The 24,938-nt window shown below is 73.5% G+C and carries 26 protein-coding genes, 1 tRNA gene and 2 pseudogenes; 11 read left to right on the forward strand and 18 right to left on the reverse strand.

Annotation, left to right across the window (positions count from 1 at the left end):
* Positions 1 to 5 precede the first annotated feature (5 nt).
* Positions 6 to 653, reverse strand: a complete 648-nt coding sequence (locus ACL02R_RS22780) for a hypothetical protein (protein WP_412798834.1) — start codon at positions 651 to 653, stop codon at positions 6 to 8.
* A gap of 220 nt (positions 654 to 873) precedes the next feature.
* On the opposite strand from ACL02R_RS22780, the gene ACL02R_RS22785 reads away from it, so the two are divergent.
* Entirely contained in the window at positions 874 to 1,401 is a 528-nt protein-coding gene (locus ACL02R_RS22785; RefSeq protein WP_412798835.1) for a hypothetical protein, read from the forward strand.
* Here ACL02R_RS22785 and ACL02R_RS22790 read toward each other — a convergent pair.
* The 5 genes from ACL02R_RS22790 to ACL02R_RS22810 all read right to left on the reverse strand — a co-directional run bounded on the left by ACL02R_RS22790 (position 1,389) and on the right by ACL02R_RS22810 (position 5,363).
* Positions 1,389 to 2,447 (reverse strand): LLM class flavin-dependent oxidoreductase, encoded by a 1,059-nt coding sequence (locus tag ACL02R_RS22790; RefSeq protein ID WP_412798856.1) that lies wholly within the window; start codon positions 2,445 to 2,447, stop codon positions 1,389 to 1,391. The two genes, ACL02R_RS22785 and ACL02R_RS22790, sit on opposite strands and share 13 nt — an antisense overlap.
* Before the next feature lie 164 nt (positions 2,448 to 2,611).
* A complete protein-coding gene (locus ACL02R_RS22795) occupies positions 2,612 to 2,842 on the reverse strand; it encodes a hypothetical protein (RefSeq protein WP_362958340.1) in 231 nt (76 codons plus the stop codon).
* Positions 2,843 to 3,056: 214 nt separating this feature from the next.
* The gene (locus ACL02R_RS22800) at positions 3,057 to 3,272 is read right to left on the reverse strand and encodes a DUF397 domain-containing protein (RefSeq protein WP_412798836.1); all 216 of its coding nucleotides are present in this window, start codon (positions 3,270 to 3,272) and stop codon (positions 3,057 to 3,059) included.
* Between the two features lie 168 nt (positions 3,273 to 3,440).
* On the reverse strand, positions 3,441 to 4,304 hold the full coding sequence (locus ACL02R_RS22805) for a helix-turn-helix domain-containing protein (RefSeq protein ID WP_412798837.1): 864 nt from the start codon (positions 4,302 to 4,304) through the stop codon (positions 3,441 to 3,443).
* A 267-nt stretch (positions 4,305 to 4,571) separates the two neighbouring features.
* A complete protein-coding gene (locus ACL02R_RS22810; RefSeq protein ID WP_412798838.1) occupies positions 4,572 to 5,363 on the reverse strand; it encodes a GOLPH3/VPS74 family protein in 792 nt (263 codons plus the stop codon).
* Between the two features lie 343 nt (positions 5,364 to 5,706).
* On the opposite strand from ACL02R_RS22810, the gene ACL02R_RS22815 reads away from it, so the two are divergent.
* Positions 5,707 to 7,815: a D-alanyl-D-alanine carboxypeptidase gene (locus ACL02R_RS22815; RefSeq protein WP_412798839.1), complete on the forward strand. Its 2,109-nt coding sequence runs from the start codon at positions 5,707 to 5,709 to the stop codon at positions 7,813 to 7,815.
* A 177-nt stretch (positions 7,816 to 7,992) separates the two neighbouring features.
* The gene (locus ACL02R_RS22820; RefSeq protein WP_362958366.1) at positions 7,993 to 8,172 is read left to right on the forward strand and encodes a hypothetical protein; all 180 of its coding nucleotides are present in this window, start codon (positions 7,993 to 7,995) and stop codon (positions 8,170 to 8,172) included.
* Positions 8,173 to 8,196: 24 nt separating this feature from the next.
* On the opposite strand, the gene ACL02R_RS22825 is transcribed toward ACL02R_RS22820, so the two are convergent.
* The 3 genes from ACL02R_RS22825 to ACL02R_RS22835 all read right to left on the reverse strand — a co-directional run bounded on the left by ACL02R_RS22825 (position 8,197) and on the right by ACL02R_RS22835 (position 11,957).
* Positions 8,197 to 9,942: an IlvD/Edd family dehydratase gene (locus ACL02R_RS22825; protein WP_412798840.1), complete on the reverse strand. Its 1,746-nt coding sequence runs from the start codon at positions 9,940 to 9,942 to the stop codon at positions 8,197 to 8,199.
* A gap of 129 nt (positions 9,943 to 10,071) precedes the next feature.
* Entirely contained in the window at positions 10,072 to 11,070 is a 999-nt protein-coding gene (locus ACL02R_RS22830) for a LysR family transcriptional regulator (RefSeq protein WP_412798841.1), read from the reverse strand.
* 179 nt (positions 11,071 to 11,249) lie between these two features.
* Positions 11,250 to 11,957: an HNH endonuclease family protein gene (locus tag ACL02R_RS22835; RefSeq protein ID WP_412798842.1), complete on the reverse strand. Its 708-nt coding sequence runs from the start codon at positions 11,955 to 11,957 to the stop codon at positions 11,250 to 11,252.
* A gap of 105 nt (positions 11,958 to 12,062) precedes the next feature.
* On the opposite strand from ACL02R_RS22835, the gene ACL02R_RS22840 reads away from it, so the two are divergent.
* Entirely contained in the window at positions 12,063 to 12,329 is a 267-nt protein-coding gene (locus tag ACL02R_RS22840; protein WP_412798843.1) for a hypothetical protein, read from the forward strand.
* 38 nt (positions 12,330 to 12,367) lie between these two features.
* Here ACL02R_RS22840 and ACL02R_RS22845 read toward each other — a convergent pair whose 3' ends face one another.
* The 3 genes and pseudogenes from ACL02R_RS22845 to ACL02R_RS22855 all read right to left on the reverse strand — a co-directional run bounded on the left by ACL02R_RS22845 (position 12,368) and on the right by ACL02R_RS22855 (position 14,518).
* Positions 12,368 to 13,156 carry an alpha/beta fold hydrolase gene (locus ACL02R_RS22845; RefSeq protein ID WP_412798844.1) on the reverse strand — a complete coding sequence of 263 codons (789 nt, stop codon included), beginning with the start codon at positions 13,154 to 13,156 and terminating at the stop codon, positions 12,368 to 12,370.
* Positions 13,157 to 13,816: 660 nt separating this feature from the next.
* Positions 13,817 to 13,999, reverse strand: a pseudogene (locus tag ACL02R_RS22850) (RNA polymerase subunit sigma-70); the annotation flags it as partial.
* 108 nt (positions 14,000 to 14,107) lie between these two features.
* Positions 14,108 to 14,518 (reverse strand): organic hydroperoxide resistance protein, encoded by a 411-nt coding sequence (locus ACL02R_RS22855; protein WP_412798845.1) that lies wholly within the window; start codon positions 14,516 to 14,518, stop codon positions 14,108 to 14,110.
* A 98-nt stretch (positions 14,519 to 14,616) separates the two neighbouring features.
* On the opposite strand from ACL02R_RS22855, the gene ACL02R_RS22860 reads away from it, so the two are divergent.
* Entirely contained in the window at positions 14,617 to 14,982 is a 366-nt protein-coding gene (locus ACL02R_RS22860) for a hypothetical protein (RefSeq protein WP_412798846.1), read from the forward strand.
* An 11-nt stretch (positions 14,983 to 14,993) separates the two neighbouring features.
* Here ACL02R_RS22860 and ACL02R_RS22865 read toward each other — a convergent pair whose 3' ends face one another.
* Both ACL02R_RS22865 and ACL02R_RS22870 read right to left on the reverse strand, forming a co-directional pair.
* Complete coding sequence (locus ACL02R_RS22865) at positions 14,994 to 16,271, reverse strand: MFS transporter (RefSeq protein WP_412798847.1); 1,278 nt, start codon at positions 16,269 to 16,271, stop codon at positions 14,994 to 14,996.
* Between the two features lie 69 nt (positions 16,272 to 16,340).
* Positions 16,341 to 17,855, reverse strand: coding sequence for an MFS transporter (locus tag ACL02R_RS22870; protein ID WP_412798848.1), 1,515 nt, complete (start codon positions 17,853 to 17,855; stop codon positions 16,341 to 16,343).
* 89 nt (positions 17,856 to 17,944) lie between these two features.
* On the opposite strand from ACL02R_RS22870, the gene ACL02R_RS22875 reads away from it, so the two are divergent.
* Positions 17,945 to 18,556: a DNA polymerase ligase N-terminal domain-containing protein gene (locus ACL02R_RS22875; RefSeq protein WP_412798849.1), complete on the forward strand. Its 612-nt coding sequence runs from the start codon at positions 17,945 to 17,947 to the stop codon at positions 18,554 to 18,556.
* On the opposite strand, the gene ACL02R_RS22880 is transcribed toward ACL02R_RS22875, so the two are convergent.
* Positions 18,530 to 18,976 (reverse strand): hypothetical protein, encoded by a 447-nt coding sequence (locus ACL02R_RS22880; protein ID WP_412798850.1) that lies wholly within the window; start codon positions 18,974 to 18,976, stop codon positions 18,530 to 18,532. The genes ACL02R_RS22875 and ACL02R_RS22880 overlap by 27 nt on opposite strands.
* Positions 18,977 to 19,053: 77 nt before the next feature.
* On the opposite strand from ACL02R_RS22880, the gene ACL02R_RS22885 reads away from it, so the two are divergent.
* Entirely contained in the window at positions 19,054 to 19,626 is a 573-nt protein-coding gene (locus ACL02R_RS22885) for a GNAT family N-acetyltransferase (RefSeq protein ID WP_362958404.1), read from the forward strand.
* Between the two features lie 89 nt (positions 19,627 to 19,715).
* Here ACL02R_RS22885 and ACL02R_RS22890 read toward each other — a convergent pair whose 3' ends face one another.
* Positions 19,716 to 19,844 carry an LPFR motif small protein gene (locus ACL02R_RS22890; RefSeq protein ID WP_412798851.1) on the reverse strand — a complete coding sequence of 43 codons (129 nt, stop codon included), beginning with the start codon at positions 19,842 to 19,844 and terminating at the stop codon, positions 19,716 to 19,718.
* 232 nt (positions 19,845 to 20,076) lie between these two features.
* Here ACL02R_RS22890 and ACL02R_RS22895 point away from each other — a divergent pair, with 232 nt between their 5' ends.
* On the forward strand, positions 20,077 to 21,096 hold the full coding sequence (locus ACL02R_RS22895; protein WP_412798852.1) for an LLM class flavin-dependent oxidoreductase: 1,020 nt from the start codon (positions 20,077 to 20,079) through the stop codon (positions 21,094 to 21,096).
* A 29-nt stretch (positions 21,097 to 21,125) separates the two neighbouring features.
* Positions 21,126 to 21,201, forward strand: a tRNA-Arg gene (locus tag ACL02R_RS22900).
* 171 nt (positions 21,202 to 21,372) lie between these two features.
* Here the strand turns inward: ACL02R_RS22900 and xerC are convergent.
* Positions 21,373 to 22,886, reverse strand: a pseudogene (gene xerC, locus ACL02R_RS22905) (tyrosine recombinase XerC); the annotation flags it as partial.
* Positions 22,883 to 23,572 (reverse strand): helix-turn-helix domain-containing protein, encoded by a 690-nt coding sequence (locus tag ACL02R_RS22910; protein ID WP_412798853.1) that lies wholly within the window; start codon positions 23,570 to 23,572, stop codon positions 22,883 to 22,885. The pseudogene xerC and the gene ACL02R_RS22910, both read right to left, overlap by 4 nt.
* 94 nt (positions 23,573 to 23,666) lie before the next feature.
* Between ACL02R_RS22910 and ACL02R_RS22915 the strand changes: the two genes are divergently transcribed.
* Entirely contained in the window at positions 23,667 to 23,897 is a 231-nt protein-coding gene (locus ACL02R_RS22915) for a hypothetical protein (RefSeq protein WP_383449456.1), read from the forward strand.
* A gap of 233 nt (positions 23,898 to 24,130) precedes the next feature.
* The coding region (locus ACL02R_RS22920) for a DUF3631 domain-containing protein (RefSeq protein WP_412798854.1) at positions 24,131 to 24,938 on the forward strand (808 nt) is incomplete at its 3' end.

Consider the following 24,938-nt stretch of genomic DNA (forward strand, 5'->3'; position numbering starts at 1 on the left):
CGCCGTCAGGCCGCGGAAGTGAGGTCCGCCCTGGCGGCGAACGCCAGCGCGGCGTCGACGGACGGCGGCTCCTTCGGCGAACAGGCGGCCAGCAGCGCCCGGATCGCGTCGGCGTCCACCGTACGGGCCTCGGCGCGGTCGAGGAACGCGACGACGGCGTCGGCCATCTCGTCGCCGCCGCCGGCCGCGTCCCACAGTTCCTCGGCGACCTCGTCGTCGTCGCCGACCCAGCCCGCGGAGAGTTCGAGTCCGTCGTCGGCGAGATCGTCCGGGTAGGGGGCGCGGGACCAGGAGGCGCCGTCGGACCAGTAGACGTAGCCGAGTTCGCGGGCGGCCTGCCGGGGCCGCAGCTCGTCCAGGGGCAGCCAGGCGGGCGCGGTGGCGAGGAGATCGACGGGCTCGGCGCGCAGGTGGCCCTGGCTGCCGTCCGCGTCCTGGCCGCGGAAGACGGCGCGGCCGTCGCCGTGCAGGGTGAGCGTCCACCAGTAGCTGCCGCCGGGGTCGGCGCAGTGCAGCCGGTCCGCGGTGGCCTCGTATGTGTCGCGGCCTATGCCGACCGTGGCCAGGAGGCCCAGGGTGGCGGCCCGCGCCCAGAGACGGCGTGGCCCGCTCAGGTCGCCGGGCACGCCCGGCCGGTGCACCCGCTGTGCCATGGTGCTTCCCCGTTCGGTAGCGCGAGAGACAACGGCCGAACCCTAGTACTTCGTTCCCGGGTCACCAACATCGGTCCGGATTACGGCGTTCCGGGCGCCGATTGCCACCCCTTCGGGCTGATCTGTCGGCCGATGCCCGCCGGTGCGTTGCCCGGCGGGCCGCCGTACGCGCAGACTTGACGCCACGTGACCGGGAACTGACGAGGGGTGGCGATCCGTTATGACGGCCGATGCGGGACAGGCGTCGCTCGGCGGCGTGGTGAGCGAGCACCCGACCGACAGCGGGCGCTGCGCCCGGGTCGCGGCGGTGGCGCTGGCGGTGGGGGTCGTCGGGGTGGCGGCCGGGATTCCGCTGCTGCTCTGGTGGTTCGGGTCGGACAGCGCCTCGGGGCCGAACACCGTCGCCGGCGCGCCTCTGGGCCTCGGGCTGCTCGGGCTCGGGTACGGCGTTCCGCGCGCCGTGCGGGCGCGGCGGACGCGCGGCGAGGTCTTCGTGCTGCACGAGGGGGGCCTCGTGCGGCGGCGGCCCGGGGGCGAGCGTGCCGTGGCGTGGGACGGGATCGCGTCCGTGGAGCGGTCGGACCGGCCGCACGCCGCCGCGCGCGCCCTCGGCACCGACGTGCGCTGCGTCATCCGGCTGCGGGACGGCGGCGAGCTGCTGGTGACGGGGTACACGCGGGACGCCGCCGCCCTCGCGGGGAGGCTGGAACGGGCGGCGGGTCCCGGCGGCGAGGATCAGGACCGGTAGGCGTCGGCGATCAGCTCGTAGCTGCGCAGCCTGGCCTCGGGACCGTGCGCCTGGGTGGTGAGCATCAGCTCGTCGGCGCCGGTGCGCTTGGCGAGGGCGTCGAGCCCCTCCCGTACGGCGTCCGGGGTGCCGTGCACGACGTTGGCGAGCCAGCCGTCCGCCATCTCCGACTCCATGGGCGTCCAGGGGTGGTGCTCGGCCTCCTCGGGGCTCGGCACGAGGCCGGGCCGGCCCGTGCGCAGCCGGACCATGGACAGCGCGCCGGTACGCACCTGCCGGTACGCCTCGGCCTCCGTGTCGGCGGCGAGCGCGGAGACGCCGATGAGGGCGTACGGCGCGTCGAGCACGGCCGAGGGGCGGAACGTCTCCCGGTACAGCTCCAGCGCGGGCAGCGTGTTGGCCGACGAGAAGTGGTTGGCGAAGGCGAAGGGCAGGCCCAGGTGGGCGGCCAGTTCGGCGCTGAAGCCGGACGAGCCGAGCAGCCACACGGGCGGCCGGTGCGCGGACTGGACGCCCCCGGGCGCGGTCCCCTGGACGGGCCCCGGCACGGCGTGGACGCGCGCGTACGGGTGGCCGTCGGGGTAGTCGTCGTCCAGGAAGCGCACCAGCTCGGCGACCTGGCGCGGGAACTCGTCGGGGCCGTCGGTCCTGCCCCGGCGCAGCGCGGCGGCGGTGGCGGCGTCGGTGCCGGGGGCGCGGCCGAGGCCGATGTCGACCCGGCCGGGCGCCAGGGCCTCCAGCGTGCCGAACTGCTCGGCGACGACGAGCGGCGAGTGGTTCGGCAGCATCACGCCGCCGGTGCCGAGGCGGATGCGCTCGGTCCTGGCGGTGAGGTGGCCGAGGATCACGGTCGGCGACGAGCTGGCGACGCCGGGCATCGAGTGGTGCTCGGCGACCCAGAAGCGGTGGTAGCCGCGCCGCTCGGCGAGGCGGGCCAGGTCGGCGGTGGCGCGCAGCGCGGCGGTGGCCGTCGTCCCGCTGCCCACGGTCGCGAGGTCGAGGACGGACAGCGGCACCGGGGACGTGCCCAGCGGGACGCCCCTGATCTCGTCCGCCGGCGCGGCGGCGCCCTCCGTGCTGCTCCCGGTCGCTGTGTCGGTCCCCTCGGCTCCTGCGGACACGCTCGTAGGCCCTCCTGGTCGGTGCTTGTCTGTACCCCGCACCAACCAGGAGGGGCGGACGAACATTCCGCCGCGCGCGGGCGGGGGCGCTACGGCAGGTAGCGCTCGACGGCGGCCGGACCCTCGCGCTCCAGCGTGCGCCTGGCCTCCTCGATCAGCTCGGGGGTGGGCTCGCGCCCACTGAGCCTGACCAGGTCCTCGGGATCGACGGGCCGGTCGCCGCCGCTGTGCAGCAGCCCGTCCGGCGTCGGCGGGTCCTGCGGGGCCTCGTTCCGGCCGCCCTCGCCGGGCGTGCCGGGTGTCTCAGGTGTCTCGGACATGACGTCACCTCCCTGCTGTCCCTGTTGTCAGCGTATGCCCCGCCCGACGGGGCCGCACACGGGCCGCCGGGCCGCCGCCGCGGCGCGCCGGTCGGGGGATCGGCCGCGTCGCCGGTGGACAAGAACGTGACGCACAAGAACGCGCGAGGTGCGTGGTGCGCCCGGATGCCGTCCGGAGCGTGACGGACGGCATCCGGACGGCACCGGGCGTGTGTCAGGCGCGCTCGCCGACGCGTGCCGCCCCGTCCATCACACCGAGGAACGCCGACCAGGGCCGGAGGGCGAACCCGAGCCGGGGACCGCCGGGGACCTTGGAGTCACGGATGGCCAGCAGGCCGCGGGCCGGGGACATCACCTCCACGCAGGCGCCATTGCCCGCGGAATACGAGGAGCGCGTCCAGGTGCGCGTGATGCCTTGCTCGATTGCCATGTGTCTGCTCCGGAAAGTGCCGGTCGGTAGTAACGCCGTGACCGTAGCCGTCACACCCGGCATTCCACGGACATCGTCACCCGACCGGATGGTTCCTCCCGGACTCCCCCACCGCGCACGGGGACGGGCGTGTATATTCCGGCGCCCGTGCACCCCCGTGCCCGTTGCCTAACTCCCGTAATCGGCAGTCAACTTGGCGATGAAGGCGCGCGAGTGCTCGGGGCTGAGCGCCTGGGCGCGCAGATGCTCGTACATCACGCTGTAGTACTGCACGTCGTGCGGCTTCTCCAAATAGAGGTCGCTCGTGCCGCCCTCCAGGTAAATGACCGTCGAATCACTCGCCTCGGGAAACTCCATAACGGCGTACTGCCCGTTCACACCGGGGTGCGCTCCCGCGGAGAAGGGCATCACCTGGAGCGTCACATTCGGCAGCTGGGCGCATTCCGCGAGCCGGTGCAGCTGCTCGACCATCGTCGCGGGGCCGCCGACCTCGCGGCGCAGCACGGCCTCGTCCACCACGGCCCACAGCCGCAGCGGGTTCCGGTCGTCCCACAGGCGGTGCTGCCGCCGCATCCGCACCTGGACCCTGCTGGCGACCTCGTCCTGCCCCACCTCGGGCAGCGCCCCGGAGATGACGGCCTCGGCGTACGCCTCGGTCTGGAGCAGCCCCGGCACGACCTGCGGCTCGAACACCCGCAGGGACGAGGCGTCCGTCTCCAGGCCGATGTAGACGCTGTAGGTGGTGGAGAGTTCGGCGAACGCGTGCCACCAGCCCTGCTGGCGCGACTCCCTGGCCATCTGCATGAGGGAGTCGACGAGCAGCTGGTCCTCGACCTCGTAGACACCGCAGAGGTCGCGGACATCGCGCGGGCTGATGCTGCGCCGCCCGTTCTCCAGTCTGCTGATCTTCGACTGGGAGACGAGCAGCCGGTCGGCGACCTGCTCCGCCGTCATGGCCCGCTCCTCCCGGAGACGCCGTAACTCCTGGCCGAGCCTGCGTCGCCGCACAGTGGGATTGACATTGCCCGCCACGGACTTGCACCTCCGTCGGTCAGCGATCACATACCTGTCGCAGGAGCAGCGTCCCACCCGGCGGGGCGCCGCCGCAGGGAATTGGCGACAGCGTGATGATCAGACTGGCGACTGTGTGTGGCCGCGCGCAAGCGTGGGGTGTGGCTACGGCCGTCGTCTGGGGCCGTCGCCACACCCCACGCTCACTGTGCGGCTCCCGGTGGTCCGGTATCGCGCGTGTTCATGTGGTGGCGCGTGGGCGTCCCGGCGCGTGCGCCGGTGCGCCCTCTAGTGCGACAACGAAGGGCGGGGCGCGGCCCGTGTCACCCCTCTCCGCCGCATCTGCTCCGGAGGCCCCGGCTGTCCGACCACGGCCATGGCCGCGGTCACCGGAGCGTGTCCCGCCTTGCGTGGCGCGCCGCTGGGCTGCGGGCGCCGTGCGGCGGCCGCCTGGCCCGCCGCACCGTTCTGGACGTCCATGACGGCGTGGGCCACCAGGCCGCCCATCGGGTCGTGCCTGATCAGATCCCGCAGCCGGGAGCGGGACGACCGCCCCTCGTTGCCGGGATAGAGGTGCTTGCCCAGGCCGACCGCGTGTGCCAGTGCCGCGAGTGCCGCGGTCCGCGCGTCCGGCGGTGTGCCGGTGCGGATCGCGCTGTCCAGCCGGGCCCGGATCTGCCTGCTGACCGCGGTGTCCGTCGCCTGGTACCGGGTCGTCGGCAGAACCCCGCACATCTGGTTCTCCACCGCGTGCACCATGCCGCAGCGTTCCAGATGAGTGAGGTAGGTTTGGCGAAGTCCCAGTCTGGGCCCGCCGATCCAGTGGACGGCCCGCACCGGGCTGCCGCGCCTGCGCAGCAGTTCCAGAGCGGAGTCCAGGGTGGGATCTCCGGTCGGCCGTGCCAGTATCACGGCTATTCGGTCCCCATCAGGGGCTATCCGACCCGCCAGGGCCAGCTCGACGAGCTGCGCCCCGGCAAGGCCGAGGTCGAGCGACTGAGGCTGTGCTGTGGTGCCCGTCGCCGGGTCCAGAGCCAGCAGCAGCAGCTCCTCCGGAATGGTTCTACGACTCCTGCCCATCCATGCCTCCCCGCGTGGATGAAAGACAGGGTGACGCCTCTCACATTGTTCTGTCGAGAGCGCGTGGTCGCTATGGGCGGGAACCCGTAGATATGTCGTTGTCGTCCTCATGGGCAGACGGCAGAAACCCGTCGCCACGGACGTGGCGTACCGAGGTGCACAGGACCCGGCAGACTGGTAGGGCCGACGGGTACTTCGAAGCGCGGCGAGAACGACTTGCAGGGAGGCACGGGTGTCGGGCAGGTCCCCGGACATTTCGGAGCGGGAGCGGGAGTCATCGGAGAAGACGTCCGGGAGGGCCTTGGAGGTTCCCCGGAGTGCGGAGGTTCCCGGGGACGAGAGCGTGACGAAGGACAGCACAGGGGTGGACACGGCGGAAGACCGTAGTGACGCGGAGAGCCCGGAGACGACGGGCACCGCGGAGACCGGGCAGGCCGAGGAGCCGGTGGACACCGGGGAGTCCGACGCCACGGCGGGGGACGCCGACGCGGACAGCACGGACAGTGCACACAGCACGGTCGGCGCTGGTGACGCCGGGAAGGGCGAGGGCGGCGCCGAGGAGGAGGCGGCGCCCGCCGGCCGGGCGTTCTCCGCCCCGGACGGCGCGGACGGCGCGGACCGTGGCGGCGCCGGGCAGGCGGGCAAGGAGGCCGAACAGGCCACCACGGCCCTGAAGCTCCCCGCCCCGCGCGATCCGCGCGTTCCCATGGCGGCGGAGAGCGGCCCCGAGCCCGAGGAGGACGAGGACGAGGACTCGGAGGAGGCCTCCGGGCAGGCCGATGGCGAGGCGGCGGAGGCGTCGGAGGAAGAACCCGGCGAGAAGCCCCGGGGGGAGGCCGGACAGCCGGAGGAGGACGACGGCGAGGGGGACGGGCGTCCCGTCGACCAGCCGACGGCCATGTTCGCCCTGCCGGGGAAGCGGGTGGACCAGCCGACCACGGCGCTCCGCGTCCCGGCCGACACGGCGGAGGAGCCCCCGGCCGACCGGAAGACGACCTCCCTGCGGCTGCCGTCCTCGGCCACCGGGGAGGAGGGCGCACCGGAGGAAGCGGACGAGCCGCCCGCCGACCGGAGGACCACGTCGCTCCGGCTGCCGCCCTCGGCAACCGGGACGACCGAGCCCCCGGCCAGCACGTACGTCCCGCTGAAGTCGGCGGACGCACCCGCCGAGGAGCCCAAGGACCCGCTGGAGCTGCTCGCCGCCCTGACCAACCGGCCGCCGCCCCCGCCCACGCCCCTGCGCACCGCCGCCCGGCGGGTGAAGATCTGGACGCCGGTCGTCCTGCTGCTGGTGATCGCGGTCGCGGTCGCGCAGTTCCTGCGCCCGCTGCCCGATCCGGAGCTGCGGCTGACGGCCGCGGAGACGTTCACGTTCGACGGCGGCGCGCCTGACGTGCCCTGGCCCTCCTCCGGCCAGGCGCATCTGGAGGTGGCGGGAATCGGCTCGTTCGGCTCGTCGGGCGCGCAGGAGCCGACGCCCATAGCCTCGGTGGCCAAGGTGATGACGGCCTACATCATCCTGCGCGACCACCCCATCACCGACGAGGCCGGGCTCGGGGAGCTGATCCCCATCGACCAGCAGGCCGAGGAGGACAGCGGTCTCAGCGCGCAGAACGAGTCCACCGTCGATGTGCAGGCCGGTGACGAGATCACCGAGTACGAGGCGATCCAGTCGTTGCTGATCGCGTCGGCGAACAACGTGGCGCGCCTGCTCGCCCGCTGGGACGCCGGGTCCGAGGAGGCGTTCGTCGAGAAGATGAACGAGACCGCCCGCGAACTCGGCATGGAGAACACCACGTACACCGACCCGAGCGGCCTGGAGGACACCACGGTCAGCACGGCGGCGGACCAGGTGATCCTCGGCGAGGCCGCGATGCGGGACGGGATCTTCCGGGAGATCGCGCGCCAGCCCTCGTACACGGACATGTACGACGAGCTGCACTACAACTGGAACGGCCTCGTGCCGATGAACCACGTCGTCGGCATCAAGACCGGCACGACGACCGCGGCGGGCGGCAACCTGCTGTTCGCCGTCGAGCAGCCGGTCGGCGAGGACGAGCACCGCCTCATCGTCGGCGCCGTCGTGGACCAGGACCCGCTCAACAACTCCATACTCGACGGGGCGATCGCGGCCAGCGACACCCTGATCCGTTTCGCGCAGGAACAGTTGCGGACCGAAACGATCCTGTCGGCGGGTGATGTCGTCGGCTATGTGGACGACGGGCTCGGCGGCCGGACACCCGTCGCCGTCACCGAGGACGTGACGGCCGTCGGCTGGGACGGGATGAGCGTGGACCTGACGCTCACCCCGGCCGAGGACGGCGTGCCGGGCAGCGCGGCGGCGGGCACGGAGGTCGGGACGCTGACGGTCGCGGGCACCGAGGTGCCGGTCGCCCTCGTCGGCGACCTGGCGGAACCCGCCGTCGGCGAACGGCTGACCCGCGTGGCCTGATCGGTACGCACCACCCCTGACGCCGCGCGGGCGTACGCGTCACCGCGCGGCGTCAGGGGCTGCCGCGCCCCCGCGCGGCACGCTACAGTCGGTCTCTCCCACGGCCGCTGTCCGTAACGGGGCAGGTCGGGGGCGGCAGGCGATGCGTGGACAACAACATCTGGGTGTGCGACAACTGTGGCTCGGTCACCGCAGGACGAAGCGGCGTGGCGGGACCTCGATCCCGCCACACGCGAACGGCTCGACTTCCTCGACCCGGAGGACTTCACCGTGGGCCCCACGGCGGAAGGCGCTGAGCAGTGGGCGCGCTTCACCGCGACGCTCGACAAGGCGGAGAACTACCGCACGCCCCTGTGACCGGCCCTCCTGTGACCCGTGCGGTCAGTGCGAGTGCCGGGGCACGGCGGCCCCGCTGCCGCCGGTGAGGAAGTCCAGGTCGGCGCCCGCGTCCGCCTGCTGGACGTGCTCCACGTACAGCCGCGCCCAGCCGCGCGCGGGGATCTCCGTGGCCACCGGTGCCGGGGTGCGTGCGGCCAGTTCCGCCGGTTCCACGGCGAGGTCGAGGCGCCGGGCGGCGACGTCGAGCTCGATCCAGTCGCCCGTCCGCACCAGCGCCAGCGGTCCGCCGACCGCCGCCTCGGGCGCGACGTGCAGGACGCACGTGCCGTACCCCGTGCCGCTCATGCGCGCGTCGCTGATGCGCAGCACGTCCTCGACGCCCGCCTCCAGCAACACCTTCGGCACCGGCACGTTCCCCACCTCGGGGAAGCCCGGGTAGCCGCGCGGCCCGGCGCCGCGCACGACGATCACCGTCGAGGGGTCCACCGGCAGGCCGGGGTCGTCGGCCGCCGCGATGTAGTCCTCGACGCGGTCGAAGACGAGTGCCCGGCCCCGGTGCCGCAGCAGTCCGGGCGAGGCGGCCGAGACCTTGAGGACGGCGCCGTCCGGGCAGAGGCTGCCGCGCAGCACGACGGTCCCCTCCCCGGCGGGGCGGAACGGTTCCTCCGCCGTGCGGATGACCTCCCGGTTCCAGCAGCGCGCCCCCGCGACCTCCTCGCCGACCGTGCGGCCGCCGCCGGTCATCGCGTCCCCGTGCAGCAGGCCCATGCGATCGAGTTCGCGCAGGACGACGGGCAGCCCGCCCGCGTAGTAGAAGTCCTCCATCAGGAAGCGCCCGGACGGCATCAGGTCCACCAGGACCGGCACGTCGGCGGCGAGCCGGTCGAAGTCGTCCAGCGCGAGCGGGACCCCGGCGCGCCCGGCGAGGGCGAGCAGGTGGACGACGGCGTTCGTGGAGCCGCCGAGCGCGGCGTTGACGCGGATCGCGTTCTCGAACGCCTCGCGCGTCAGCAGCGCGGACGGCCGCAGGTCCTCCCCGACCATCGCCACGATCCGCCGCCCCGACTCCTGGGCGATCGCGCGCCGCCGCGCGTCCACGGCCGGGATCGCGGCGCCGCCGGACAGCTGGACGCCGAGCGCCTCGACGATGCACGCCATGGTCGAGGCGGTGCCCATCGTCATGCAGTGGCCGCTGCTGCGGGACATGCACGCCTCGGCGTCGGTCAGGTCGGCGGGCGACATGCGGCCCGCGCGCACCTCCTCGCTCAGCCGCCACACGTCCGTGCCCGAACCGATGTCGCGGCCCTGGAACTTGCCGTTCAGCATCGGCCCGCCGGTCACCATCAGCGTGGGCAGGCCGACGCTGGCGGCGCCCATCAGCATCGCGGGCGTCGTCTTGTCGCAGCCGGAGAGGAGGACGACGCCGTCGAGCGGGTTGGCGCGGAGCGTCTCCTCGGTCTCCATGGCGAGGAGGTTGCGGTAGAGCATGGTCGTCGGGCGCATCAGCGGCTCGCCGAGCGACATGACGGGGAATTCGAGCGGGAAGCCGCCGGCCTGCCACACCCCGCGCTTGACGGCCTCGGCGAGGTCGCGCAGGTGGGCGTTGCACGGCGTCAGCTCCGACCAGCTGTTGCCGATGCCGATGACGGGGCGTCCGTCGAAGACCTCGGGGCCGTGGCCCTGGTTGCGCAGCCAGGAGCGGTGGATGAAGCCGTTGCGCCCCTCGGTGCCGAACCAGGCGGCGCTGCGGGGGGCGGCGGGGGGCGGCGGCTCGTGTGATGCGGTCATGCGGTTCCTTCGGCGCGGGGCTGTCACCGTAACCCCGGGTACGCCGCCTGGGGACTGGTCGCGCGGTGCCCGGTGCCGCGGTGGGGCGTACCCGAATGGGGGCCATCCGTTGTCGCGATACCCCGGGCGTCAGGCCACGGCGTCCGCCGTGCCGTAGGGGTCGTACGGGTCGTAGGGGTCGTACGGGTCGGCGACCTCGGCCAGCCGGGGCGCGGGCAGCCCGGCGATCACGTCCCGCACGAGCGGCAGCAGCGGGGACTCGGGCCGGTCGGCGCGCCACCAGACGGCGACGTGCCGCCGGATGTGGCGCTCGGCGACGGGCAGCAGCTCGACGCCCTCGCAGTTCGCCGTGGTCATGGCGAGCGCGTTGGTGAAGCCGATGCCGAGCCCGCCCCTGACCAGGGCGGCGAGGGTCTGCGGCTGGGTCGTCTCGAAGGCGATCTCGGGCCGGACGCCCGCCTCGGCGAACGCGAGGTTCGTCTCGAACTGCCGGGGCGCTCCCTCGGCCGGCTCCCCCATCGTGACCAGCGGGAACGCCGCGAGCCGCGCCAGCGTCACCGGCCCGCGCCCGGCCAGCGGATGGCCGTGCGGCACGACGGCGACGAGCGGTTCGCTCCACAGCCGCCGGTACGTCAGCCGGTCGTCGCGGACCAGCGGGAGGACCGGCCGCAGCGCCAGGTCGATCTCGCCGTCCGACAGCCCGCTCTCCAGCGAGAGCGCGGGGCCCTCGGCCAGGGTGGTGCGCACGGTCGGCGCGCGCCGGCGCAGGGCGCGTACGAGGGGCGGGTAGGCGTACGCGGCGGCGCTCGGGTACATCCCGATCCGCACCTCGCCGCGGAGCGCCCCGTCCGCGCCGCCCGCCACCTCGGCGAACACAGCGAGGCGCGCGATGATCTCCTCGGCGTGCGGCAGCAGCGCCCGCCCCTCGGGGGTGAGCGCGACCGGCTGGACCGAGCGGTCGAACAGGCGGGCGCCGAGGACGTGTTCCAGCTCCCCGACATGGCTGCTGACGCGGGGCTGCGACCGGTAGAGGGCCTTGGCCGCGGCGGAGAAGCCGCCGTGCCTGGCGACGGCGACGAAGCTGGTGATCCAGTCGAGCCGGTAACTGTGCGCGCTGGACAGATCCACCGCTGCCTCCTCGGCTCCCGGTGCGGCCCGTGTGCCGGCCGGGCGGGGGGACGGGACCGCGCGGGGACGGCCGGCGGGCCGTCGCACCCGAAAACGTGAACAGCGGGATCATAACGCCGCGTTCCGTGGTGCGAAACGGGTTTCCCCGGCTCCCGCCCCGTCCCCGCCCCCGCGCGCGGTCAGGCGCAGCCGTCGAGGAGTCCGGCGAGGGTGTCGCGTTCCGCGGCGGTGACGGTGAGGCCGTACGTGTCCTTCACCGCCGTCCAGGCCACGGCGTAGGTGCAGTGGAAGTCCTCGGCGGGCGGCAGCCATTCGTCGGGCCCCTGGTCACCCTTGGACCGGTTGCTCGCGGCGCTGACGGCGAGGAGCTGCGGGGCGTCGAGGTCGTTGGCGAACGCCTCGCGCTCGTCGTCGGTCCACTCGTCGGCGCCGGAGCGCCAGGCGTTGGCGAGCGGCACCATGTGGTCGATGTCGAGGTCGCCTGCCTCCGTGAACGTCTCGCCGTCGTAGGCGCTGGTCCATGTCCCGGAGGCGGGCCGGCAGTCGTCGTCCGCGGTCACGTCCTCGCCGTCCCGTTCGAGGACGAGCTGGCGGACCGTGCAGCCGTCGCGTTCGGTCCAGTGGGGGAAGCGGTCGCGGGAGTAGCCGCTCATCGAGCCGGCGTCGGCGACCGTGAGGCCGTCGAGGAGTGCGCGGGCCTCGGCCGGTTCGGGGAGGCCGGGGAGGGTGGTGCCCGCGGTGGTGCCGCCGCCTCCGGTCGCGGACGGCGGTGCGGGGTCGGTGCCGGGCAGTTCGGGTGCCTGGTCGCAGGCGGCCAGCAGGGCGGCGGCCAGCAGGAGGGGGACGGCCACGGTCACGCGCGGGCGGGGGCGGGATGCAGTAGTCACCTGACGCACGGTAATACGACCTGGTGAAACCGTAACCTTCTGGACGCCCACCTGATGAGCAGACCGAACTCCCGCGCGGTGCGGGGGCGTCGGAAAGGCGTGGACATGCACAGCACCAGCAACCGGACCCTCTGGACACGACTGCCGGCACGACTGCCGCTGCTGGCCCTCGCGACGGCGGGTGCGGCGGCCCTGGGCGCGGGCGCCGCGGCGGCCGACGAGCACTACGCCGGCGACACCCGCATCGGACCGCGCTTCGCGCTCATCGGGACCGGGCAGATCGACGACCCGCTCGAAGACGTCCTGGAACACGCGACGATCCTCGGGGACACCGTCATGACCGAGTCGGAGACCGCGGAACCGGCGGTCTGACGGCGGGCGGCGGCGGGGCGGGGCCGCGGGCGGCGGCGTCAGGACGCGGGCACGAAGTCCCGCACCAGCTTGACGAACTCCTCCGGCTGCTCGAAGAACACGGCGTGCCCCGCGTCGATCTCCGCGTACTGCGCCCCCGCGATGGCGGCGTGCAGCGCGCGGCTGTGCTCCACCGGCACGGTCGCGTCCTGCGCGCAGCCGATCACCAGGGTGCGGGCGCGTACGCGGGGCAGCAGCGCGCGGATGTCCATGCGCCGGTCGAGGTCCACGTGCCGCAGCGTCCCCGGCGTCGGCGGCATGGCGCGGACGAGCCGTTCCACCTCGTCGTGGCCGAGCGCGCAGAGGAAACCGCGGCTGAAGCCCGTCATGGTGACGCAGCGGCCGAACGCCTCGGCGTCCAGGTCCCCCAGAAATCGCCACAGCGCGAACTCGTTGCTGAGGTACGCGTCCCCCTCCGTGTGCGCCCACCCGGCGACGGTGATCAGGCTGGCCACCAGGTCGGGACGCAGCGCGGCCAGCGCGGCGGCGACGGGTGCGCCGAGCGAGTAGCCGAGCACGGCGGCCGGGCCGGCTGCCGCGTGCCCGATGACGGCCGCCACCTGGGCGGCGAGCCCCTCGACGGTGAGCGGCGCCCCGTCGTCCTCGGTCCTGCCGGTGCCCGACAGGTCGGGCGCGATCACGGTGCGCCGGTCGGCGAGGGCGGGGGCGATCCCGCTCCAGGTGCCCTCCGCGCCGAGCGCGCCCGTGCCGTGGACGAGCACGAGGGGCGGCCCGGTGCCGGTGACCGTGTAGTGGACCCGGGCGTTCCCGGCGGTGACGATCGGCATGAACGTGTCTCCTTCCGCTGCGCGGCAAGTCCCCGGCTGCGCGGTGGCCGTCACGCCAGGATGAAGGGGCGGGACGCGCACCGGCTGCCACGGGCGGGGGCCGGGGCGCGGGAGCCGGGCGTCATGGGGTGGCCGCCGGGGAACGGGCGGCGGGTGCGCGGGGCCGGGTGCGGCGGGTGGTACCGAGGGGGAACGGGCCGGTTGGCCTGGGGGCGGCGGACGGAGCGTACGGGGTGATGCGCCGCGGGTGTCGGGTGCGGGGGCCGGTCATGGCGGCGTTGACCTGCGGCGGGGAGTGGTGGGCCCGGGGTGCGGTGCGTGGCGGCGCCCGTCGGGCGGGGTGGCCGTGGGTGGTGGGGTTGTACGGGGCGGTGGTGGCGGTGGGCGGGCCGTGTGACGGGAGTGAGTCGGGCAGGCGCGGGCGCGGGGTGCGGCCCGGACAGCCCGCGCGGCGACGGGCAGCGGGGGCGCGGCGGGAGTCGAACACCTGGGGGACGGGGGGCGGGGGCGCCTGCGCGTTTGACGCCCGTCGCCCGTTCCGGTCGGCCGGCGTGCCGCCGGGCGGTGGGCGGTCACACCGCGTCGGGCAGGCTGATGAGGGCGAGTTCGGCCGGATCGACCACGGCGGTGATCCCGGTGACGCGACCCTCCCCCGGACGGCTGGTCGTCGAGGGAAACCGTCGGCCGCGTGCGGCCCGAGCGCAGGAGATCGAGGCTGATGCGGCCGACCACGGTGGTCAGCCGGCCGCCGAGGTTGTCGAAGGCGCCCGCGTCCTGGCGGGACAGGCGCAGCCACGCCTCCTGGACCGCGTCGTCCGCGTCGGCGTGCGAGCCGAGCACGCGGCGGTCCTTCCCAACCGGATCGCCGTCGGAGGGCCGCCCCGGTCCGGCGGCCCAGGCGGGAAGCGCCCGCGCGCCCGCCGCCCACCCGCCGCGGCCCGCCCCGGCGCGCTACTCGACCACGAGGGTCACCGGCACGTTGCCCCGTGTCGCGCGCGAGTAGGGGCAGACCTCGTGCGCCTGCCGGACCAGCCGCTCGCCCTCCGCGCCCGAGAGGTGGTCCGGCAGCTCCGCGCGCAGGGTCACGGCAAGGGCGAACCCGGCGTCGTCCTGCCCGATCTCCACCTCGGCGGTGATGGACACGTCCCCCGTGTCGATCTTCTCCCGGCGCCCCACCCCCGCGAGCGCGCTCGCGAAACAGGCGGCGTACCCGGCGGCGAAGAGCTGCTCCGGGTTGGTCCCGCGGCCGTCGCCGCCGAGCGCGGGCGGCAGCGCCAGGCCGACGTCGAGCTGCCCGTCGGACGAGACGGCGCGGCCCTCGCGGCCGTTCGCGGTGGCGACGGCGGTGTACAGCGCGTCCATGGTCCTCACCTTTCCTCGGCTGTGTGGCGGTAACGACCGGGCGGCCGTCTCTGTTCCGGCTCTCCAGCCCCGGGCGCGCGCGGCCGGCCTGAAGGGACATGCCGCCCGCGCACTTCCACGCCTACCACTGGCAGGGCGAACACCGCGTCTTCGGCCAGGAGGCCGACCGGCGCCCCGCCGCCGCACCCGGCACGCCGCCCTCGCCCGGTTTCCTCGCCGACCCGTGCACACCCCTGCGGATCAGCGACTGGCTGCTGCGGCCCTCCGGCGCCGTGGCCCGTACCCTCGGCGCGCCGGACGCGGCGGCCGACTGGTTCGGCCGGGAGGCGGCACGGGCGCTCGCCTGGGGCGGCGACGTGCACGCGGGCTGGTACCTGCGCGGGACCGGGTACCTCACGCCGGACGTCATCGGCCGCTCGCCCCACCACACCGATCCCCGCCTGCCCTGCCCGCTGCGCGGCTGACCCCGACGTCCTCACCCGCGCTGCTCGCCCTCGGCGCTGCTGACCACCCGCCGCTGCGACGGAACCGGCACCGGGTGACGCCTGCTGCCGCTGACGCGCGGCAGCCGCCGGATGGCGGGGACGGCCAGCAGTGTCGCGGGCCCCACGACGCACGCCACAGCCCCGGCGAGCAGTACCTCGTCCGCACCGAACACCCCCGCAGCGGGCCCGGCCAGGGCCTGGCCGACGGGCATCATCACCAGGGAACCGGCGACCTCGTACGCGTGGATGCGGTTCAGCACCGCGCCCGGCACCTGTGTCTGCACCGACGTGGCCCACATGACGCCCCAGAACGCCATGCCGGCCCCGGCTATGACGAAACCCCCCATGACGACCGGCAGCGGCATGCCCGCGCCCACCGTCAGCGGCTGGAGGCAGTACCCGAACAGCACCACGGCCCCCACACGCAGCGGATAGCGCGGCCGGAACCGCATGGCCAGCAGCCCGCCCAGGGCCATGCCCGCGCCGAGCGCCGAGTTCACCAGGCCGTACGCGCCCTCGCCGTGCTCGCCGATCATCAGGGTCGCGACCAGCGGGACGGCCGGTCCCCAGGCCATCAGCATCAGCAGCATCCAGATGAGGATGACGCCCCACATCCACGTCCTGGCCCGGAACTCCTGCCAGCCCTCCACCAGGTCGGCGCGGAACGTGCCGGTGCCCCGCTCACCGCGCTGCTGCGCCGGGAGCCGGAGCAGCAGCAGGCACAGGGCACTGACGAGATACGTGCAGGCGTGCACGGCGAACACCCCGCCGGGTGACGTGACACCGACGAGCGTGCCCGCCGTCGCCGGGCCGAGGACCGCCATCGCCGACTCGGCGGTCCGCACCGCCCCGTTCGCTCCCTGCACGTCCTCCGCTATACGAGGCACAGTGCTCGCCACGCCCGGCTGGAACATCGCCGCGCTGATCCCGTTCACCGCACCGAAGACGCACAGCTGCCACAGCTGCGCCTGCCCCGCGAAGAACAGCCACGCCGTCACCGACTGGGTGACGACGCGCACCACGTCCGCGCCGATCATCAGCCGCCGCGTCTCGAACCGGTCCGCGATCACCCCGCCGAAGACGACGAACCCCGCGAAGCAGGCGGTGAACGACGCCAGCGCCGCGCCCACCGAGCCGGCCCCGCCGCCCTGCGCCACCAGCCCGGCCGCCAGGGCGACGGGCAGCATCATGTCGCCGAGCTTGGCGACGGTGCGCGCCGTGAAGAAGAGGGCGAAGTTCCGCGACCACAGCCCCGGCGAGGATGTCATGGCCCCACTATCGCCCCGCTCGCGCAGGAGTGCGACGCGAATACGGGCCTCCCGCCGGGGCCTACGGGGTCAGCGCGCGCGGTCGTGGTGCGGGCCGGGTTCCAGCGGGGGCGAGGAGACGGCGCAGTGCGTGCGGCACTGCGGCGCGGCGGGGCGTTCGCCACCCTGGCGGCCGCCGTCCGGGCGGCCCTTCTCCGCCTGCACCAGTTCCCCCGGCACGGTGAACCAGGACACCAGCGCGCCCACCGCCATCAGCCCCGCGCAGACCAGCACCGCCCGGCCGAAAGCGGCGTCCACCGCGCCCGCGTCCCGGTAGTCGTCGGTGGACAGGCCGATCACCAGCGGGAGCGCCGCGACGGCGAACAACTGGGCGACGCGCGCGGCGGCGTTGTTCACCCCGCTGGCCACCCCGGCGCGCCGGTCCTCCAGGGAGGCGAGGACCGTAGCGGTCAAGGGTGCGACAAACAGGCTCATGCCGAGGCCCTGCACGACGACGCCCGGGAGGATCGTCGTCCAGTACGAGCCGCCGGGGTGGACGCGGTGCAGCAGGAGCAGTCCGGCGGCGGCGATCAGCGGACCGACCGTCATGGGCAGGCGTGGGCCGATGCGCTGGGCCAGGGCACCGGCGGGCCCGGAGAGCGCGGTCATCAGCAGGGTCGTCGGGAGGGTGGCGACCCCGGCGGTGAGCGCCGAGTAGCCGAGGCCGTTCTGGAGCTGTGTCGGCAGCAGGAAGAAGACACCGCCGATCGCCGCGTACAGGCACAGGGTGACCAGGTTGGCCGCGGTGAAGAGGCGGGAGCGGAAGACGTCCAGGGGGAGCATCGGCCGGGGCGCGCGCCGTTCACGCAGGACGAACAGCGCGCCGACCACCACACCGACCGCCGCCACCCACACCGTCCGCTGGATCAGCGCGTACGTGACGCCGCCCAGCGCGAGGGCGGCCAGCGCGGCGCCCAGCACGTCGAAGCGCCCCGACGCGTCCCAGTCACGGCTCTCGGGCACCCCGCGCGTCAGCAGGAGCACGACCAGCGCGAACGGCACGTTGATGAAGAAGATCCACCGCCAGCCCGGCCCGTCCACCAGCCAGCCGCCCAGGAACGGCCCGCACGCCGTCGCCACCCCGCCCAGCCCCGACCACAGGCCGACCGCCTTGGCGCGCTCCCCCGGACGGAACGTCGCCTGGATCAGCGCCAGCGACCCCGGCGTGAGCAGCGCGCCACCCACCCCCTGGAGGGCACGCGCGGCGATCAGGGCGTTCCCGTTCGGGGCGATGCCGCACAGCAGCGACGCCAGGGTGAACCAGACGACGCCGATCACGAACACCCGGCGCCGCCCATAGCGGTCCCCCAGGCCGCCGCCGAGCAGGATCAGCCCGGCAAGCGTCAGCATGTAAGCGTTGAGCGTCCACTGGAGGTCGGACAGCGGCACGTCCAGATCGGCGCCGATACGGGGCAGCGCGACCGTGACGATGGTCCCGTCCAGCATGGCCATGCCCGAGCCGAACACGGCCGCGCCCAGCACCCGGCGCCCCGCCGGCTCCCGTACGGCGACCCCCGCCCCGTGGTCCCGCTCCTGCCGCGCCATGCGGCCATCATCCGCCGCCCCGGCCCGCCCCGCCCGCCGCGCGGGCGTGCGGGCGTGCGGACCCGGCGGGCCGGTGCCAGCATGGAGGGGTGAGCGCGCAGGGACACGCGAAGGGCGGCCGTCAGGACGACGACGGCGGCGGGGAGCTGTCCGAGTACCGGCGCAAGCGCGACTTCGACCGCACCCGCGAGCCGGGCGGCGGCTCGGCGGACGGCGGCGAGCCCCGTTTCGTCGTGCAGATCCACGACGCCAGCCGCATGCACTTCGACTTCCGCCTCGAAGCGGACGGCGTCCTCAAGTCGTGGGCCGTCCCCAAGGGCCCGTCCACCGACCCGCACGACAAGCGCCTCGCCATGCCCACCGAGGACCACCCGCTGGACTACCGCGACTTCGAGGGCACCATCGCCGAGGGCCAGTACGGCGCGGGCACCGTCATCATCTGGGACGAGGGCACGTGGCACCAGGAGCGCGGCTCGTCCGTCGCGGACGCGCTGCGCCGGGGGCACCTGTCGTTCGAGCTGAACGGGCGCAAGCTGCGCGGCGGTTACGCGCTGACCCGCTTCCGGCAGGGCAAGGGCGAGGCATGGCTGCTGGTCAAGCGCGACGACAGCCACGCCTCGGACCACGGCACGCCCGACCCGGTCCGCGCACGCTCCGCGCGCACCGGCCGCACGCTACGGCAGGTCGCGTCCGACGACTGACCACGACGGGTCCTGGTCCGCCGTGACGCGACGGTCACCCCGCGCGTACAGCACGCAGTACTCCACCGGCTCCTCGAAACGCACCGCCTCCACCACCGCGCCGTCCCCGCCCCGCACCCTGTCGAACGCGTACCCGGTGCGCAGCGCTTCGTCGCACGACTCGTCCGTCTCCACCGTCGCGAACCCACCGTCGTCCCTGCTGGCCCGGGTCCCCTCCACGATCCGCGTCATCCGCAGCTCCAGCACACCCGCGCGCGGGCAGCCCCACAGGAAACGCGTGACGCTCAGCGTCCCCGACACGGACGCGTACACGGTCCAGCCCCCGCCGTCGGGCAGGAGGGCGAGAGCGCTGCTCTCCATCGCGCCGTAGTCGAACGGTTCGCTGGTCCAGTGCCCCACCATGGCCGCGTCTCGGTCCACGCCCCCATCTTCACCCGATGCGGTGAACGGGGCGCCGCGCCGGCCTGTCCGGGCGCGGGCGGGGGGAGGCTTGGCCCGTGGTGATCGAGCTGCTGTCCCAGGCGTTCCAGGCGGAGCCTGTCATGCGCTGGATCTTCCCCGAGGAACGCCGCCGCAGGACGCTGCTGCCCGCCCTGTTCGACGTCCTGTTCGCGGAACACCTCGCGGCCCACGGCGAGACGCTGGTGTCCGACGACGACGGCACGGCGGACGGCGTGCTGCTGTACGTCCCGCCGGGCCCGCCCCGTCCGCCCGCCGACCGGGCGGCGCGGTTCGCGGCGCGCCTGGAGGCGGCGGTGGGGCCGTACGCGGAGCGCGCGGTCACGGCGTTCGACACCCTGGCGGGCCGGCATCCGTACGCGCCGGCGCACTACCACGTGGCGTACTGCGCCGTACGCCCCGGCCGTCAGGGGCGCGGCATAGGCGGGGCGCTGCTGCGCGGGGTGCTGGAGCGGGCGGACCTCGACGGGGTCGGCACGTACGCCGAGTCCAGTTCGGCCCGGCTCCTCGGCCTCAACGTCCGGCACGGCTTCTCGCCCCTGCCGGAGATCCCGCTGCCGGACGCCGGGCCCGTCGTGCGCCCGGCATGGCGGGAGCCGGTCGGGCCCTGAGGCACGACCGGCCGCCCGCGCGCGGGCACGTCACCGCCCCGGTGACGGGTCGATCGCCACCGGGGCGGGTTCACAGTGTGTACGGAGACTCAGTGGTGCCCGTGTGCCGAGCTCGACGCGCCGCCGAACAGCCGGCCCACCGCGCGGAACGGCAGTGTGACGACGGTGGCGATGGCGCCACCGATCTGGCGGAACACATCTCCGATGGCCTTCAGCATGGTTGACCTCCAAGGTGGTCACCCGGCGACTGCATCGGCCGGATGGGGCTTGCTTTCTCCGTTGTTCTACGGGTTCCGCGAACTCGCGCCAGGAAACCCGCTTTTTCGCCCACCCCGCCCGCCACCTGCCAACTCCTCGTCGCGGCACGCGTTCCCGCAACATTCGGCTGCCAGAATCGAGCCGCCCCGGCACCGGGCCGGGCCCCGCCCGACGGACGACCGAGGAGCCCCCGTGCCACCGCACTCCCGACCCCTGCGCCGCCTGGGGTTCCTGACGATCGGCCTCTTCGACCCCGCCGCCCCGCGCGGCGGCCACGAGTCGGTGCTGAGCATCATCGAACTGGGCGAGCAGCTCGGCTTCGACAGCGCCTGGGTCCGCCACCGCCACCTCCAGCACGGCATCTCCTCCCCCGTCGCCGTCCTCGCCGCCGCGACCCAGCGCACGACCCGCATCGCGCTGGGCACGGCCGTCATCCCCCTCGGCTGGGAGAACCCGCTGCGGCTCGCCGAGGACCTGGCGACCGTGGACGTGCTGTCCGGCGGGCGCCTCAACCCGGGCGTCAGCGTCGGCCCGCCGATGCACTTCGACCGCGTACGGGACGCGCTCTACCCGGACACGGCCGACGCCGAGGACTTCAGCCACCGGCGCGTACGGCGCCTCCTCGACCTCGTACGCGGCGCACCGGCCAGCGACTTCAGCGGCACCGAGGGCATCGAGGTCTTCTCCGCCCACGTCCAGCCCCACTCCCCCGGGCTCGCCGACCGCATGTGGTACGGCGGCGGCAGCCTCGGCTCGGCGCAGTGGGCGGGCGAGCAGGGCATGAACCTGCTGACCAGCAATGTCGTGAAGGCCGAGGAGTCCGAGGACTTCGCCGCGATCCAGCTCTCCCACATCCGCCGTTTTCGCGCCCACCACCCGGCCGGCGACCGCGCCCGCGTCTCCCAGGGCCTCGTGGTGATCCCGACCGACACGGCCTCGCCGGAACAGCGCGCGAAGTACGAGGCGTACGCCGCCGAGCGCCTCCCCCGCACCACCACGACCCACGGCCCCCGCCGGATGATGTATGCCCCCGACCTCGTCGGCCCCTCCTCCCGCATCGCCGAACAACTCCACGCCGACCCGGCCTTCCAGCAGGTCGAGGAGGTGGTCTTCCCCCTCCCCTTCACCTTCGACCACGCCGACTACGTCCAGATCCTGACCGACATCGCCACCCACCTGGCCCCCACCCTCGGCTGGCACCCCCCGCACTGACCCGATCCGCTAAGCTGTCCCCGTCCCACGCCCTCGTAGCTCAGGGGATAGAGCACCGCTCTCCTAAAGCGGGTGTCGCAGGTTCGAATCCTGCCGGGGGCACCACGCATCACCGCCCTGACCTGGGGTTTCTCCCCTAGGGAGGGCTTCTACTCGGCCTCGGACTCCTCGTCCGGGGCCGTTTGCGTGAGCGGACGGAGAGTCGATCTCCAAAATTCCTCCCAACGGATCAGCATCATCCGGCACGGGCTCCGGGTCGGGATGCTTCGCGTCGTCGGGCTCTTCCACCGCTTCGGAGGCGGTGTTTTCTGAGGTCGCGCGGGCACGTGGAACGAGCCGGGCTGCGGCCTCGGCGATCGCCAGGTCCGCTTCGGGGAGCAGGCTGGTGTACGTGTCGGCCGTGATGGTGATCGAGGAGTGGCCGAGCATCTCCTGGATGCCCTTCAGGGCGGCCCCGGCCGCGTGGGCGAGGGTCGCAGCACCGTGGCGTAGGTCGCGGAGCCGGACCGGCGGCAGGTCGATCTCCTCGTACAGCTCGATGAACCGCCGTGTGACGTTGGCGGGGTGGAGCAGCTCGCCGTTCTCCGGGTGAAGACGCGTCCGGTCCCCACCCAGGCGTTCTCCCACTCCTTACGGCCCTTGTCCTGCTGGGCGCGGTGCCGCCTGAGGGCCTGGACCGTATCGGAGTCGAGCGCGATGGTCTGCGCGCCAGCGTCGGTCTTGAGGTCGTCCTCGTACACCTCCCAGCCGTCCACGACGAGTTGCTTGGCAACGGTGATAAGACCGGCGTCCAGGTTGGTGTCGGTCCACTTCTGCCCGCACGCCTCACCCCGCCGCAGCCCGCGGAACGCGATCAGGTGGAACAGGGCGTACAGGCGGTCCTCCGCAACGTGGTCGAGGAAGAGCCCGGTGTGCTCCGACGTCCAGGCCATCACCGGCGACGGCTTCTCACCGGTGCGCTTCCAGTGGAGGATGCGCTCGGGTCGCTTGCCCGCCCCCAACTCGACATGGGCGGCCGGGTTGAAGGTGATGAGCTGCTGGGCGATCGCGGCGTTCAGCGCAGCCCGCAGCGTGGAGCGGACGCGCTGGCGCGTGGCTGGTCCGACGATGCGGCGGTACGGCTCCATTTCTGCGATGGCCGCCTTCATCGCCTTGCGGCGGGCACGGTGCTCGCGCCCCTTCCAGGGGATCTGGGCAAGGTCCTCGAAGGCCTTGCGGCGGGCTGCGTTGCCCTCGGCGATCTCGACGTTGGCCTCGGCGATGGCCTCGAACATCTCCGACAGGTGGCTGACCCGGAGGCGATCGAGCCGGAGGTGCCCGATCCTCGGTTTCAGGTGCACCCGGATGTTGCTCTCGTCGCGGCTGATGGCGCTCTGCCGCCCCTTCTTGCCCGCCAGCCACATGTCCAGCCACTGGCCGACCGTGAGTCGGCTCGTCAGGTCCAGGCCGTGGCTGAGGCGCCTGCGGGTCGCCTCGATGTCCGGCAGCGGTGCCTTCTCGTCGGCCACCTTCTCCAGCAAGTCGGCGATCTGGGCCAGGCCCTCCGCGTCGTCGGTGTCGGCGAGGCCGAGCAGGGCGCGGACGTGGTCGAGGTCGGCCTGGGCCGCCTTGAGGGAGTCGTAGCCGGCGCGGCTGAAGGAGCGACGGGTGCCGTCTTCGCGGGGTGGGAGCTCCTGGCGTATGGAGTATGAGCCGTGCTTGCGGTTGGAGAGCTTCGGGCACTTCTTGCCGAGCGGTTTGCCGGTGTGGGCGTCGCGGCAGTAGCAGCGGCGGTGGGTGGAACCCTTCAAAGATCGTTCTCCTCGGTGGGGTCGGTATCGGGCGGGTCGATGTCGGCGAGCTGCGAGGGCAGGTGCGGTGGGGTGCCGCCGCCTTCGCGGATGGCTTCGCGGTGATGGAGCAGCTCGCGCTTGGCTTCGGCTGCCTGGTCGGCGTATCGGGCCAACGCGCGCTCGGCAGCTTCCCGTTGGACGCGGTTCGCGGCGGTCCTGACCTTCCAGCGTTCGTAGTCCTCGCTCTCCACGGCGGCCAGGGCCGAGCGGAGTTCGAGGTCGTGCACCAGGAAGTGGTCGAGCATGTAGTCGGTGGCGCCCTCGGCGGGTGAGTTGCCGGTGAACCACTGCAACGCGTCCCAGGTCGGTCGCGGGTCCTCGTAGGGGAGTTGGCGGACCTCGGCGACGTAACCGACCGGGTACAGCAGGCCGATCGGGGACATGTGCAGGGCTTTCGCGAGGACCATGACCTCGACCAGGGGGAGGACGGCGCGGCGGCCGGATTCCATGTTGGCGATCACGTTGCGGGGGATCGGGTAGCCGATCTCCTCGCACCTGTCGGCCAGATCCTGTGCGCTCCACCGCAGTTCCTTCCGCCGTCTGCGGACCTCGCCGGCCACGGTGGCCATGACGTGGTCCTCCCATTCGAGGTCGTCGACCTCGGTGTCCTTCTCGTATCTATGGTCGGAACGGCATTGTGTCATGAAGACACATTAGCTTGCCTAGCGTTGATTCCATGGCCTGGAGACGAGCGCGATCGTCGTGTTCGCCGAGGGCTCAGGCATGGATGGAGCGCGTATGCGTGAGAACGAAGCCGGCGGCCGGGTGAAGGGCATGAGCCGCGAGGAGCTGCTGGAGCTTCCCGCCGCTGTTGACCTGGAGACGGGCAACCGGGCGTTGGGGCTCGGGCGGAGCAAGGGGTACGAGCTGGCGAAGCGCGGCCAGTACCCGTGCAAGGTGCTGCGGTTGGGCAATGCCTACCGGGTGGTGACTGCAGACCTGTTGGCCTTGCTGGGCTTGGCCGCGTGAGAGCGGGGGACCGTAGCAGACCATTCTGCGCTGAGCTGACACAGAAGCGCTGGACTGTTGCCGGGCGTGGACGTACGGTCCGTGTTCCCTCGCGATGGCCTGGCGCCCGCGAGAAAGGGGTGGGCCCCCGGCGGTGCAACGCCGGAGGCCCGAGCAACCCCGAACGGCCCTGGAAGAACCGACCCGGCGGCAAGGGCGTGCGAGCCCGCCACCGCCAGACGAGGAGCTGCCGAGTGCAACCCGAGAACCCCGAGCCCTATTCCGCCCCCGCGCAGGCCATCTGGCCCGCAGCGGCCATCCCCGGCCGACCCGGCGCACACCTGCGCGCCACGCAGGCTGACCGCGCCGATCCGAGCCCCAGCGGTGATGCGGACGCCCGTAGCGCCGACGAGGCGGGGACGCCGAGCGAACTCGTGGAGATACCCGACACGGAACCGACCTACGGCTCGAAGCTGCTGGACGAACTGCGCGCACGGATAGCCCAGTTCGTGATCCCTCCCTCGCCGGAGGCGCTGGACGCGATCACCTTGTGGGTGGCGGCGACGCACCTGCAGCCCGCGTGGCAGCACGCCCCTCGGCTGGCGGTGGTGGGACCGGCGAAGAGGTGCGGCAAGTCGCGTCTCCTCGACGTGCTGACCGAGACGGTCCACGAACCGATGCTCACCATCAACACCACACCGGCGGCCATCTTCCGGTCGATCAACGAGGACAACCCGCCCACGCTCCTGGTGGACGAGGCGGACACCATCTTCGGCCCGAAGGTCGCGGAGAAGAACGAGGAGACGCGCGGCCTGCTCAACGCCGGTCACCAGCGGGGCCGTTACGTGACCCGCGTCGTCGGCAACGCCCACACCCCGCACCGCTTCGCCACCTTCGCCATGGCGGCCATCGCGGGAATCGGCGACCTGCCCGACACGGTCATGGACCGGTCGGTCGTGATCCGCATGCGGCGCCGGGCCGAGGGCGAGAAGGTCAAGCCTTTCCGTTCTCGCCGTGACATCCCAGCCCTACACGATCTACGCGACCGCATTGCCGCGTGGG

It is taken from the genome of Streptomyces sp. MS19, from assembly GCF_047200595.1.
Taxonomy (GTDB): domain Bacteria; phylum Actinomycetota; class Actinomycetes; order Streptomycetales; family Streptomycetaceae; genus Streptomyces.

Excerpts from the sequence above, each read along its gene's own strand:
- ACL02R_RS22890 (WP_412798851.1), bottom strand. The coding sequence starts at position 19,844 with ATGCTGAAGGCCATCGGAGATGTGTTCCGCCAGATCGGTGGCGCCATC.
- ACL02R_RS22910 (WP_412798853.1), bottom strand. The coding sequence starts at position 23,572 with ATGACACAATGCCGTTCCGACCATAGATACGAGAAGGACACCGAGGTC.
- ACL02R_RS22795 (WP_362958340.1), bottom strand. The coding sequence starts at position 2,842 with ATGTCCGAGACACCTGAGACACCCGGCACGCCCGGCGAGGGCGGCCGG.
- ACL02R_RS22865 (WP_412798847.1), bottom strand. The coding sequence starts at position 16,271 with ATGACATCCTCGCCGGGGCTGTGGTCGCGGAACTTCGCCCTCTTCTTC.
- ACL02R_RS22780 (WP_412798834.1), bottom strand. The coding sequence starts at position 653 with ATGGCACAGCGGGTGCACCGGCCGGGCGTGCCCGGCGACCTGAGCGGG.
- ACL02R_RS22915 (WP_383449456.1), top strand. The coding sequence starts at position 23,667 with ATGCGTGAGAACGAAGCCGGCGGCCGGGTGAAGGGCATGAGCCGCGAG.
- ACL02R_RS22840 (WP_412798843.1), top strand. The coding sequence starts at position 12,063 with ATGCACAGCACCAGCAACCGGACCCTCTGGACACGACTGCCGGCACGA.
- ACL02R_RS22810 (WP_412798838.1), bottom strand. The coding sequence starts at position 5,363 with ATGGGCAGGAGTCGTAGAACCATTCCGGAGGAGCTGCTGCTGCTGGCT.
- ACL02R_RS22845 (WP_412798844.1), bottom strand. The coding sequence starts at position 13,156 with ATGCCGATCGTCACCGCCGGGAACGCCCGGGTCCACTACACGGTCACC.
- ACL02R_RS22825 (WP_412798840.1), bottom strand. The coding sequence starts at position 9,942 with ATGACCGCATCACACGAGCCGCCGCCCCCCGCCGCCCCCCGCAGCGCC.
- ACL02R_RS22800 (WP_412798836.1), bottom strand. The coding sequence starts at position 3,272 with ATGGCAATCGAGCAAGGCATCACGCGCACCTGGACGCGCTCCTCGTAT.
- ACL02R_RS22860 (WP_412798846.1), top strand. The coding sequence starts at position 14,617 with ATGCCGCCCGCGCACTTCCACGCCTACCACTGGCAGGGCGAACACCGC.
- ACL02R_RS22785 (WP_412798835.1), top strand. The coding sequence starts at position 874 with ATGACGGCCGATGCGGGACAGGCGTCGCTCGGCGGCGTGGTGAGCGAG.
- ACL02R_RS22855 (WP_412798845.1), bottom strand. The coding sequence starts at position 14,518 with ATGGACGCGCTGTACACCGCCGTCGCCACCGCGAACGGCCGCGAGGGC.
- ACL02R_RS22870 (WP_412798848.1), bottom strand. The coding sequence starts at position 17,855 with ATGGCGCGGCAGGAGCGGGACCACGGGGCGGGGGTCGCCGTACGGGAG.